Consider the following 14,101-nt stretch of genomic DNA (forward strand, 5'->3'; position numbering starts at 1 on the left):
TCTACAAAGGCACGAAGGAAGTTACCTTCTCCGAATTGAAGGATTTTTACTGGTAAGTTTTTCTTTTCTACTGTCGATTTATTCAGTTGTTTCATAGATTATATGTAATTTTTTAGTTTAACAATCACATCCAGATCAAAGGATTACGAATCGGAAGGTTTCGCTCCACCTCTGCAATTTTAGCTTTGTGTTCAAGATTTTTCCACAGATTGAAATAAGAGTTCTCTTTATAAGCATATGCACCGAATAAAAGAGCAGGTTGTGCTACAGGCCAGTTTTCCCAAAAAGCCATATCTTTCGGAAGAGTCCAATTCTCTTTATCTTTTATAAAAGGATACATATATTCAATCCCTTTTTTAATATTCAAGCCCGTATAAGTAGAATATTCCCAAAGGTTTTCTTTATCATCAGATAAAATCTGACAAATGGCAGCCATTGCATCCAGATTGGTTAGCGAATGGCTGTAAGGATTGATTTTAGCTAATTCAAGCGGGAAACTACCATCCTCAGCCATCTGATCAGGTAGTAATACATTCTTATAACGCAGTTTACAGAATTTTAGTAAGTCATCATTATCTGTCAGCCGGGCAAATGCAGCTACCTGCATAACCCAAAAAGTAGCATGGTTGCCACGCACATTCATCGCATTTATTCCATTGGATGATGTAGTGAGCCATCGGAGATAATCCTCAAACCATTTTTTCACTATTCTCAGATTTTCTTTATCAACACATCCGGCATTCTGCATTTTATAAATGCCCTGAGCTACCTCCATCAAATGTATTGTATCTATAATTCCGACACTACGTCCGGAAGTTATTCCTTTGATAGCCTGAGCATATTGCAGATTGGGATTCATCACTGTGGTGGTATCTGCAAACCATGCATTAATATGTAAAAAAGCATGTTTTACATACTCTTCATTATTGGTTTGTATATAGGCTGAAGCCAAAGAACCTATTATTTTACTAAAACGGATCATCACCATACGGTGTTCCATGAAATTGTCAGGATTAATCTCTCCATCTCTCTTTATATATGCACCATCAGGCTTTTCAGTATCAGGCCACCAATAATCTCCTTCGGAATAATAATCGTGAATCCCTCCAGAACTTTTTTCACTATGAAAATCAATAACCGTTTGTGGCATTTGACTCATTGCCCATTCTGCATTTTCTAGAATCTGACCGTTCAATGTATCTTCCGCCAGCTTCACATAATCGGACGATTGCTCACAAGAAAAAAGCAATAAGCATAAAATAATTATGACGAATTTATATTTCATAACCGTTTTAATATAAATATAGAAACCTATAGCTCCCGGTTTCGGGAGCTATCTATAATACAAAAATCAAGAATAAAGTTTTTTCCTATTTACAGGATTGTTCCCAATACTTGTAAAATCAATCCGATTATTTAATTAATGTGTAAATCAGTTCAATACCTTTTCCGTTCACAGTATCTAGATTTCGGGAATACCTGCGGGTTTCGTCGCTGTCCCAATGCTCATGTACGCCAAGACTTTCAACCCGTTTACCATCCTGCATATATACCATACCCGAAGGAGGATTATCGGCCTGAGCCATTTCGTGCAGGTAACCGTCTGCATTTTCCCTGATCAGCATCCATGGACGGTTATAATTATCTTTGTCCGGATTATTCTTTGTCTGTGAAAATAAGATATCCAGCCCTACAGAATCCAGTGCAACCCCATCTAATGAGCCGAGCACACAAGATGGCCATTCCGAATTTTCGTACGGATAAGTCTTGTTGAAGAACGGAGCGTTTGGAAAATGCAGAGCATACGATGAATGCTTCCTTGCACAATACAGTCCATCAAGAATGTACAATATAGTTTTAGTCCCCAGATTCGGCGACGCCTCCAAATCTACGATCGGAGAATAGGAATCCTTTGTACCTTCACGATTGGTATTGATTACGCCATGCAAATCGGATGGACCTTGTATCGATCCGAAATTATTCTTCCCTATCATTGTCACCCCTGTTTGTCCTTCATCTCCACCTTCCATATTCGAGTACGGGTATGAATGGAGTTTTAGCATTGCCATATTAACAAGATATTTGGCATCCATCACCTGTTTTGGAATATTGCATGCCCTTTGGTATTCTTTCCCATTCGAATATGCGATCCCTTTTACCCATTGCGGCTGTTCTATGCGGCTGTAATCGCCATATATCGGATGTTTCTGCTCTTCGGTAAATTCTTTTTCCTGAATGAAACGAACATCCTTAAAGTCTTTCCATATTTTTTCCAGAAGATCGGCCAGAATATACCTTTTAGCATCATAGATAACAATATTTTCTTCGGGTACACCTGCATATTTTACAAGTTGCTCTACGACCGAATAAACAGTCTGGGGTGCGGCATCGGTATAATTTGTTGTACGCTGTGGGCGATTTGTAGAATTCATATTAATCTTTATAGCTACAATCTCGCCTTTTTTATATCCGGCTTTCTTATTAAAGCGTTTCTTATTATAATGTTCGAATATCTTGTTCCATGCTTTTGCATAATCTTCCTGCCCGCTCAGGGTGGTTACAATATTCCCAACCATAGCGCTGACTTTAGTCTGGTCTGTGTTTTCATCTGTCCACCACGGACTTTCCATCGATTTCCATTTTCCATTCCAGTGTGCAGTACCAGGAGCATGCGCCCATGCTACCCTTCCGGGAAAAATACCTTTAGCCACTCCTACAGGCTGGTTTTGTGCCTCCGGTTTCCAGTCATATTTAGAAAATACATAACTCCCCGATTTCGCACCATCGGTCAGTATCACATCTTTTCCTATTTTTACAGCCGGAACACCTATTATAACGATCTTGTTGCTCGTTCCTCCTTTTACCTCTACCAAAGCAGCAGAACTACCTGTCAATTCGGGAATCTCAACCTGCATATTCTGCGAATTCTCAAATCGTATAGCCGACTCCGACCCTTCAAAGACAGGAGCATACAGGCGCTTTATCGATACATTCTTTGCATCATCGCTAATTATCACCGGACGTAGGTCTGCTTTCGCCAGTTTGAAGGTAATATCTCTTAATTTTAAGCCATCTACATGCCTCATCCAAATGCCATAAGCCGGAATTGTAGGACCGAATGTCTTTATCTCCGGGTATTGGTCTATTGCCTCAGGAACTATGTGTCGTGATTCTTCCACTGGGGCACCTCCCGGCAACTCTATTTCGATGTTTTCAAGTGTAAAATTGGAAATGTAATGCCCCGGAACTCCCGTTATAAGAATGCCCGACGGTGTGGTCAATTGTGTTTTTTCCGAACTCTTTGCTTTTACATTGCGGATAACAACGTTATCAAACGAGCCTGTAGTCTGTTTCTCATCTTGTCCTTTTCGGAAGACATTCAACCTCGAACCCAAACGGAAAAGCATCGGGGTGCGCACATTATCCATTGTAATGTCTGTTATTTCTACATTGCGAAGGTGCGCTCCATCTACTGTCAACAGTTTGATTCCTCCATTAAGCGTATTATAGATATGACAGTTAGATATCTTTATATTTTCGAACGGCGCCATCGATTCAGTACCCATTTTCAGTCCTGCCTGATTGCTTTTCAACCGAACATTCTTCACCACAATATCACGGCAAGGGTACTTACTATGTGTCGTCTTGAAACACAATGCATCGTCACCGCTTTCCACATCGCAATCATAGATCTGTACACGCTCGCATCCGTCTATATCGATACCGTCATTGTGAGCTACGCCACGACTCAATATCTTTACATTTTTAATTAATATATCTCTACTCTGTGCATAATGTGAAGTCCACGATGCCGAATATTTCAGGGTGATACCATCTACTTTCACATTCTGGCATCTGATAATCCGGAGCAGGAATGGCCTTTCGCCCCAGCGTTTCGATTCGGAACGAGTGTCGGTCTTTATATGCTTTTCTTTCAATGCCGAACCCTGTCCGTCTATTATACCTTTTCCCTCTATTGTCACATTTTTTGCATCAACCGCAGCTATAAATGTGCGGCCAACCTCAATACCTAATCCATCGGTAAATGGGTCTATTTTATCATATTTATTCAGGTCGGTATCTCCTAGCAAAAGAGCGCCTTCTTCCAGATGGAGTATCACATTATCCTTGATAACTATGGTTGCCGACAAATAGGTGCCCTGCGGAATAAGCACAGTTCCTCCACCTGCTTTGGTACACGCGTCTATGGCTTTCTGAATGGCCGGGGAGTCCAGTTTCTTTCCATCCCCTTTGGCTCCATAATTTTTGACGTTATATGTTTGGGCAAACAGTTGGTTTGCACATAAGATCAAAAGCACATAAAATACTATTCTTTTCATGGTTACTTGAATTTAACAGGGATAGTCTCCCCTTCTTTAATTTGTTTTTTTACAATTATTCCCGAACTGTTTTTTACCACAACTTCCAGTTTTTCTCCTTTGCGGGTAATATCAATATCAAAACTCTGTTCGAAAGCTTTTATCGATTTAAGATTCATATAATTCCATTTGGCAGGCATATGCGGGGTGATATCGAACGAACGAAGCCCTGTAGGACGCATACCAAATAAGCCTTCGGTATATATACGGCAGTACAATCCACTTTCGGCCGATAGATGTCGTTGCGAGCCTTCGGGCCATGCTTCTATCGCATATGGCACATGATCACCTAACAATCTCCTTTTTGAATATTTCTCAAGATATTCCAATCCTTTTTCAGTTGCGCCTGCGGCAAAAACACCCCTCAAAGCATACAGGGTAGACCTGTCCCAAAATGTTTCCGTGCCGGCTTGTGTAAGCAATCCGTCGTCAGTCCAAAGACGTGGAGAAAATAACGCTTTTATAGTACCGTCGGCGCGGTCATAGATTCCCATAGTCAAAGGAATGCAAATCCAAGAACGCAGGATATCATTTCCATCATAATAACGGTATGTATGGAAGCCTTCGACTTCATAACCAAAATAATCTTCTATTGCTTTCCTCAATTGCCGGGCTTCTTTCTTGTACTCATCCAATTGTTTGGCAGGTTTATCCAAAGCTTCACCAAGATAAACAGCCGAAATAAGGGCGTCGTAATACAGGCCTGATGTACAAAGGTTCGCTTTTCCCGATGGAAACCGATTTTCCAATTCATCAGAGTCAGATGCCACTACCCCATTCGGAGTAAGTTTTCTTTTGCAATATTCAAGACACCATTCTATCAATGGCCATAGCTCCACACCTTCTGTCTTGCTGCCTTTAGCCAATGCGTAGCGAGCCGCACCGTAAGCGATCATTGCCCCGTCGCCCCGGTCTTTTGCTCCATGCCATGTGGAAGCACCCTCGGAAATAATGGAACTGGGGATCGGTTTATATTCAGGATTCATAAAACGTGCGAAATGACGAAAACTGTTAATCGCAGATTCGTTGCCTATATCATATCCTAAAAACGGGAAGAATGGGTTAATATATTCTGCCTGATCGTTAGCCCATATAGCTGCATAATAAGCTTCGCCACCGGGACCATGCATAAAGCCTCCTTTCGTTTTGTAAATACTTTCCGCTCCACGCAGTTTCGCAAAAGCAAACATGCGGTTGAGCACAGGATCGGGAGTATCGAGTATCAGGTTAGACCACCATTGCTGCACCAAAGACTGGCGGGCTGTGCGTTCTTTTTCTATATTGATGGAAGCAAATGGAGCCTCATCTATTTTTCTCCCCGAAAACATGGCAAAGAATGAAAATGTATCTCCCGGTTTTAGCTCGAACCAGCCTTTTTCTGATATATCTACGTCTACAAGGTAAGCACTATAAAGTCCTTTTTCGGCAGGAACGGGATATGTCATTTTTACTTCCGGCAGACGCAATGTAACATTCGCACTACCTATATTCTTAAATGTATATTCTTCGATATAGTACATTGAAGTTGCCGACGGATAGTGTATACGTGTAAGCTCCAATCCCTTTTTTATCGTCTTGCGCCCCGAAATATAATCGAATGTACTTTCTACTTTCAGTAATCCGTCGAAAGTAATCTTCTTTACTTTCTCACCCTGTGGCGTCATTTCGGCAACGGTTACCAATTTCGGGATATCCAGTTCGATACGCTGTTTCAGGTGAGCCTGTGTGCGTGTTACGGGATGCAAGCGCAGCATGGGGAATAGCATCGCCCTGTTGACATGAAAAGCTCCCTCAGCATCTACGCCATACCTGAGTACAACAGATAATTGCTGCCCACTCATTTCTATATGATCGTAGTGGGGTATCCTCGAATCAATATTCCATTCGATAGCACCATTGTCAGCCAGTTGCCAACGGTCATTTTGTGCGTTTAACACAACACTGCTTAAAAAGACTAAGGTTAATAAAATATACTTTTCCATATATCCTTCTTTAATTCACATTAAGACCTATTACCATACTTTCGAGTTCATTCTTACAAACAGGCATAAATCCCGTTTCCATAAGTTCCTTGCCTGTCATCACTTTCCCATCTAAAGCAAATAATGATTTTTTGCCGGTTTCGAGATTCAATTCCTTTACCGTGTATTTTGCTGATGAATCAAGCCCTTTCAATTTAATCATTCCGTTTTCTCCGTTCTTCACCTGATAAACAAATACTACAGCTTTGTTTTTATCCTGCGACACATAGCTTAACGATGCGCTGCTCTTCTCATAAGGAGAAGACAGACGATACAATTCACCATATTGAATAACAGGGCGAAGGCTGGTTTTATACAATTCTATACTGCTTTTTATCTGTCCGATCTCTTCTTTTGTGAGTTTTGACAGATCGAGGTCTACACCATAAGCTCCGCTCAATGCCACATCTATGGTAAACTTCATAGGGCGTTTACCCATGCGGGTCACATGTGCAGATATCGCATTTGCGGGGAAAATATGGGAGAATCCCCATTGTATATATACTCTCTTCAGTGGATCGGTATTATCACTAGGCCAGAAAGAATGGAAATGTTTCATGCTACCGTAATCGGTACGTCCGCTACCACCCGCACATAGCATCATCATCACATTAGGATAATTAGCGGCAGTCTTTTTCATCAGGTCTAGCAATGCCCAATTATAATCGGTCAGCAAATGCGATTGCTTTCCGGCTGGGAGATAAGATGAGCCGGGCTGAGTTACATAACGGTTTGCATCCCATTTTACATACGATATACCCGGATTCGGTTTCAGAGTTTTGTCTATAACCTCATTCCATTCGTATTGTTGCACCTCAGGACGGGTAAGGTCAAGTATCAACTGATAACGGCCATACAAAGGAGCTCTCTTTGGTTGTGTGATCACCCAGTCCGGATGTTTTTCGTAAAGTTCGCTCAACGGATTTACCATTTCGGGCTCGAGCCATATACCAAACCCGATTTTACGCTTCTCGGCTTCCTTACATAAGTAAGAAATACCACTCGGAAGTTTTTTCTTATCAGGATCCCAGTCACCCAGACCATGCTTATCATCATCACGGGCATACTTCCCGTTGCCAAACCAACCATCATCGAGCAGGAACAATTCTATTCCTACATCTTTTGCCCCATCAAATAAAGACACTATTTTTTTCTCATCGAAATCACAATGTGTCGCCTCCCAGTTATTCAGAAGGATAGGTCTTTCTTTTTTTCCGTCACGGATACCATATTTAACCGCCCATTTGTGAAGATTGCGACTGGCATGCCCTTTTCCCAAATTACTGTATGTCCATACAGACACAGGTGTTTGGAATTTTTTACCTTTCTCCAATGTGTATTTGGCTCCGAAAGGGTTAATACCCGACAATGCCCGCAGATTATTATTCCAATCGATATCGAAAGCTAGTTGAAAACTACCCGGCCACGAAAGCGAACTAATATATACCTCGCCGCTTTCTTCGTTTGCAGCCTGATTAAGGGACAGGATAAAAGAAGGAATACGCATCTGGTGTGCCCGTACTCCAATTTTAGAATCGAGTATCTTTATTCCCGAAGATAGTTTTTCCTCTACCAAAGTAGCTTCTCTTTTATAGTTACCGTTAAACTGTGTCAACCAATAATTCTTAGCAGAAAATATAGGCGCTACAGAAGCATATTTGTATAAAAGAACATCTCCGTTTTCTTCATGATAGATTTCTGTCCACATTTCCAGAATATCCTCTTTTTTATATGCTTTGATGAATATATCTACATGAAAAGGATATTGTGGGTCTTTCAGATGAATAACAGTTTGTTCTACATCCGCGTCCAATTGCTTCGTTTCATGGCTTTGGTAATATAAATCGGTAGATGTGTTGCCATCGGCATGGTTTGCTTCGAGTGCAGGCTCAGCAATAAAACCATTGCCCGATGCAGGATAAAATTCCTTTTCACGAGAAAAACCACGCGGAGGAATTACGAATTCGGCATTGGGTTTCCCATAGCCCAACTGATATAGATAATTATCGCTTCCGACCATTAGTGTCAGGCAGGAATTATCCGTTGCTATCTGAAATCGTTTGATTTCTGTTGCACCTTGTCCGAACAGTACGATGCATATTGAGAATGCACAAAGGGATAAAATTATTTTCTTCATTATTTATCGGTTTGTCAATTCGTATTTCTTATTTTTTTCTGTTTCAAAATCAATCAGGGAAGTTTCTTTCAACTCCAATTGTTGTAATAATCCGGCATTATCTCCTTTGATAAGTTCCGAAGCTTTCATCGTAAAGTTGAATGGATTCGGATTTTCGCCCTGTGCGTCTTTTATTTGCGCAGATCGGGATGTTAACGGAATAGAACTCCTTATTCTGCAATTGCCTCCTAAAGCTGATTCGATAACGACTTTGGTCAGTTGTCCGCCTTTCCACTCCATATCTACAACAAAACCACCGCGAGCCCTTAAACCCCTTACCGAACCATTCGGCCAATTGGATGGAAGTGCCGGCAGCAGATATAATTCTCCACCATGGCTTTGCAGTAACATCTCTGTGATACCCGATGTGCCTCCAAAGTTCCCGTCTATCTGGAAAGGAGGATGCGCATCGAAAAGGTTGGAGTAAGTACCTCCTCCTTTGACTGACATATTGGAAACATCCACATGTTTCAAGCCGTTTTTAAGCATTAGATATGCATGATCTCCATCTTCGAGGCGTGCCCAAAAGTTGATTTTCCATGCCATCGCCCAACCTGTCCCGCCATCACCTCTCAACAACAAGGTCTGTTTTGCGGCAGAAGCCAACTCAGGAGAAACCCGTGGCAAAATTTCATTTCCCGGATGTAGCCCATATAGATGAGATACATGACGATGATGAGGATCAACTTCATCAAAATCCCGAAACCATTCCTGCAACTGACCTTTCGACCCCAAATGAGGAGGATAGAGTTTTGCACAAGCTTGTTCCAGTTCTTGTCGGAATTCAGGATCGACATTCAACACTTTAGATGCTTCTATGCAATAGGTAAACAAATCGCGTATAATCGCTATATCCATAGTAGAGGCCTTGGATATGCCTCCTGTTTTCTTATTGCCTTTTCTATCGGTATAGATAAACTTATTTTCGGGAGAAGTTGAAGGATTGGTTACCAGATATTCCGATTCGTTATCCTGCTGAAGCCACTGTAACATAAACTCCGCAGAGCCTTTCATCAAAGGATAGGCTTTTTCTTTCAAAAACGATTTATCGCCACCGAACGCATAATGCTCCCAAAGATGGCGCGAGAACCAAGCTCCGGCCATAGGCCATGCAGTTACATGTGTCAAGTCTTTACTATCCTTATTATAATCTCCGGCCGAATAGGTCATCGCCCATACATCGCTGTTGTGATGCGCAGTCCAGCCTTTATCTATCCCATAATTTATCCGAGCCGTTTTTTCTCCATTCACCGATAATGAATAGATAAAATTGAGGAGAGGTTGATGGCATTCCGGCAATCCGGTCGGTTCGCTAGGCCAGTAATTCATCTCGGTATTGATATTTGTCGTATAATTAGAGCCCCAAGGCGGCTGCACATGAGGATTCCAAAGCCCTTGAAGATTGGACGAGATATTTCCATCGCGTGATGATGCAATGGTAAGATAGCGACCAAACTGATAATATAATGTTACCATACCGTTATCACTATCATCTGATGCAAACTTACTTAACCGCTCATTTGTAGGGATAGAATCGCACGATGACAAAGATTCACCGAGATTCAGTTCTACCCTATCAAATAATGTCCTGTAATCTTTTATATGATTATCGAGTAATTCCTTGTATGTCTTACTTGTAGCTGCATCCAAAAGCTTTTTAGTCTGTACGGACGGATCTGTTCCTTCGAGCACTGGAGATTTATAGAACCCATTGAAACCGGTTGTAGCAGACAGCAATAAAGTTACACTATTAGCATTCTCTACCGTTAATATACTATCTTTACCTACAGACTTTCCTCCTTCTGTAATCAGCCTCACATGTACTTCGAAATTAAGGCCTGCCCCTTTTTCATCTTCCGCATACACAACCTGTTCCGGTTCGTATGCCCGATGTGCGACATGCCTAGGCGCTTTCCCTTTGAGTATCAGGCAATCATCATTCGCAGCCGATGTTGTAAATCTTAATTTACTATCTAACAGTACATTGAAGTTTAACGATTGTTTTTTATCCGCTTCTATTCTCACCACCATTACCTGATCGGGAAAAGAGATAAAGCTTGTACGCTTATATTCGACTCCACCCGATACAAATTTCACAGTAGATAGAGCATTAGATATATCTAAATCCCTGTAATAAGATGTTGTACTATCGGATGACAACATCTGCATATGAAGATCGGCCAGAGGAAGATATCTGGCTGAATACGGCCCTTGCGAATTTTCTTTCCAGATAGCAGCAGCTTTTTCATAATCACCCTCGTTTACGGCTTTTCTAACAGCTTCCAGATTCACAGCACCTTTCGGATTGTTACCATCCTTCGGATATCCTGACCAAAGCGAATTTTCATTAAGCTGTATCAGTTCATTATTCGGATCGCCAAAGACCATCGCGCCTATACGTCCGTTACCCAATGGTAAAGCTTCTTCCCATACCTGTGCAGGACGATCGTACCAAAGTTTCAGTTGTTTTGGTTCTGACTGACTGCATCCTGCCAGTATTATAGCAGAAACTACTAATGAGAACAATGCTTTTTTCTTCATCTTTTACTCTTTTTGATAGTGTCTCTTTCTACAATTTCGGTAGCCCAAAGGAAACCTACGTATGCTTCTTTTGCATTCAACGATTTACGATAGTTGATATATTTTTCGTAGCTCGTTTGAACTCCAAGGCCGTCACAAGCCTCATAAATGTCAACTAAGCCTCTTTCGTTAATTTTTGCATGATTCACAATAGCATTGTATCCGTTTTTTACTACTTCAGAGTAGTCTTCTTTTTTCAATATACCCAGATTTATACCCTGTTGTATTGCATAAGTAAACATAGCAGAACCCGATGTTTCTATCCAGTTGTCGGGTTGGTCGCCTTTATCCACAACCTGATACCATCCTCCGGTCTTAGGATCCTGAGTGTTCTTCAATCCTTTGGCAAGACGGATGTATATATCTTTCAATTCATTATATCCTTTATGTTTAGGGGGTATTGTTTCCAAAGCCTCTACCAAGACCAGAGCATACCAGCCAAGCCCTTCGCCCCAAACATCCGACGACTGGGGATTTTCAGCTGTTGCCCATCTGCATTCACGGTTTCCATGTCCGGCCTCGTAAATACCATGTACATATAGTCCTGAATTTCCACGCTCCCCTCTTTTGGCATATGCAGTTATCTGCCTGATCGCTTCATCGTATGCATATTTCGAATCGCCGATAGAGCGTCCGTAGCGCAGAAGGAACATCTGACCCATGAATATACCATCTATCCACATCTGACCATGCATCCCCCTGCTGTGCCAGAATCCGCCGTCATTGTTACCGGGATAGTTTTTCATGCAATGGAGTATATAGTCGGCAGCTTTCTTATAGCGTTTATCCTTATAGTGTTCGTATAGCATTACCAGTGAATTTCCCGGCATCATGTTATCAAGGTTATCACAGACATTAGGAGCTCTCACTATTCCTTTTTCATTGGCTACAGCTATAAAGTTACCATCTTTATCTATAAAATTATCAATATAACGCTTAATATATTCCAGATAGGTTTTATCTCCGGTGTCTTTATATAATCGTTCAAACCCGCATGCCATATAGCTGTTTACATAAGTCCACGCATTGAAGTAAGCTTTTGTATAATCGGGCCAGCGAGCCATTGTACTTTGTGCTGTTGCAACAGACCATAATTCGGGAGCCTCACCTTGTTTATAATCTAAGCGTGCGCCGGGAACGGTAGATGCCGCAGCATCGAAAAGCGTTACAGGCTTAGTGCTCACATTCTTAATATAAATATCCCTGTTGGTGTTTTTCACCAATGTTTCCTTTACACCGGAGATCTGTATATCTTTAAACCAAACACTTTCTATAGGGCTGCGGCTTTGGGGAATAGCATTCAGGTATATCCCTTTATCTGCGGCATTCAAATTAGTGAAATTCTCATAGTAGTTGTACCACAACACAGGCGTAGAAGCCCCATTCTGCGGAATTTTCCCATCAGCCTGATCGATACGGAAGGCTGTCTGACAGAGGTATCCTTCCGAATTATTATTTTTCATCCAAATATCTTCAATTGTACCTCCTCTATTGTTACCCGATTTCAGATGAACGATATGAACAGGTACTTCGCCAAAAGTATTATTTTCGACAAATACATTCCGTATTTCTCCCGAAGTATTGCTGTCGATGATTATGGCACTATTTGCTGTCCTTCTGAAATAAGTATTCCTGATAATTATATCGCGACATACCTTCTCCGATTTTATCGACAAGATATTTCCACGAGAATCGATATCCCAGTTCTCTATCAGGATATTTTTACTATTCAGCAAATTAATGCCTTGCCCGTTTCCCATAATACGTCCTTTGCCCGATAATAAAACATTTTCAACATCGCCACAGGAAATAAGATAAGAGGTGGGGATATCAGGAGAAAATGCAAGCACAGCTCCATCTTCGAATTGCAGATGTATATTTGATGGCAGATCAAGCGACTTATCCATTCTGTAGGTACCTTTCGGGACAATCACAGTGCCACCTCCAAATTTCCCACAAGTCTGCAAAGTTTTTTCAAATGCCGGAGAACAATCATATACATTATCTCCAATCGCACCAAAATTTATCACATTAAATGTCTTCCACGACGAAGCTAATGCTCTCAATGTGTTCTCTACTTCTGTCGCCTGCTCCCATCCGGCTTTTTCCCGTTTACTATCTTTATCCGACACTTCTATAAATTCGATGTCAGTATATAGAACAGATTCGTCACGGCGCTGGTCCCTGTCTTTCAAACTACGGTATATTCCGTATTTCGGGCGATTGAAACGTGCTCCATCACGCCACAGATCGACATTATCTCTTTTTGCCCGAAAAAGAATTGTTCCATCCGACAATCTTTTCAATTCCATTTCGACACTCCCAGACCTGTCGTGCAAAACAGTTTCTGTTGCTTCAACCCATTCTCCCTTCACCAAATCCAAATCAATCTCGGATAAAATGGTAGATTTATTTTCTTTGGTAACGACATGGTATTGAAGGACTTCCTTATCCCCTTTCAAACGGGGTGTCAGCGTAATAATGGGCGCTCCCGCATTAGGTCCCGCATCAGCTTTCACCTGATGAATGTGACAGAAATTAGGCGCGGGCTTGAAATCTTTATCCAGTTTAAATTTCCATTTATACTGATGAGTTTTTCCTCTATGTCCTTTCATCGACTCGGGCGAAACTCCAAAAGTTTTTATCTCGGCACGCTGCCTGTCCTGTGCTCCGCAACGATCATCGTCAAGATCTATGTGCAGGGTAAAAGCAAATACCCATTTCTTCAGGTCATTGTCATACACTTGTGTTATATGCTTGATAGGATGCCCGCAATCAGGCACTTCAATACCATAGCCGTATGACTCTATCAGCTTATAAGTATCGGTTTTACCATCGGCATTCATAATCCGCCCTGCCTGAGCCGATAGCTGAAGGCAAAGTATATGAAGTACCAGCACCATAAATATTTTTATTATGCTTTTCATGCTTATTCTGTTTTGCGA

At 41.5% G+C, this 14,101-nt stretch carries 6 protein-coding genes; all 6 read right to left on the reverse strand.

What is annotated here, in order from left to right; all coding sequences use genetic code 11:
• Window positions 1-124: 124 nt before the first annotated feature.
• Window positions 125-1,285 carry an alginate lyase family protein gene (locus tag M2448_RS18930; protein ID WP_280647723.1) on the reverse strand — a complete coding sequence of 387 codons (1,161 nt, stop codon included), beginning with the start codon at window positions 1,283-1,285 and terminating at the stop codon, window positions 125-127.
• Between the two features lie 127 nt (window positions 1,286-1,412).
• Complete coding sequence (locus M2448_RS18935; RefSeq protein WP_280647722.1) at window positions 1,413-4,340, reverse strand: glycosyl hydrolase family 28 protein; 2,928 nt, start codon at window positions 4,338-4,340, stop codon at window positions 1,413-1,415.
• Window positions 4,341-4,342: 2 nt separating this feature from the next.
• Window positions 4,343-6,361, reverse strand: a complete 2,019-nt coding sequence (locus M2448_RS18940) for a hypothetical protein (protein ID WP_280647721.1) — start codon at window positions 6,359-6,361, stop codon at window positions 4,343-4,345.
• Window positions 6,362-6,371: 10 nt separating this feature from the next.
• The gene (locus tag M2448_RS18945) at window positions 6,372-8,537 is read right to left on the reverse strand and encodes an alpha-galactosidase (protein ID WP_280647720.1); all 2,166 of its coding nucleotides are present in this window, start codon (window positions 8,535-8,537) and stop codon (window positions 6,372-6,374) included.
• A gap of 3 nt (window positions 8,538-8,540) precedes the next feature.
• The gene (locus M2448_RS18950; protein ID WP_280647719.1) at window positions 8,541-11,117 is read right to left on the reverse strand and encodes a glycoside hydrolase family 95 protein; all 2,577 of its coding nucleotides are present in this window, start codon (window positions 11,115-11,117) and stop codon (window positions 8,541-8,543) included.
• A complete protein-coding gene (locus tag M2448_RS18955) occupies window positions 11,114-14,083 on the reverse strand; it encodes a glycoside hydrolase family 88 protein (protein ID WP_280647718.1) in 2,970 nt (989 codons plus the stop codon). Before M2448_RS18955 ends, M2448_RS18950 begins: the two co-directional genes overlap by 4 nt.
• Between the last annotated feature and the right edge of the window lie 18 nt (window positions 14,084-14,101).

The organism is Dysgonomonas sp. PF1-14 (assembly GCF_029892965.1).
GTDB lineage: Bacteria > Bacteroidota > Bacteroidia > Bacteroidales > Dysgonomonadaceae > Dysgonomonas.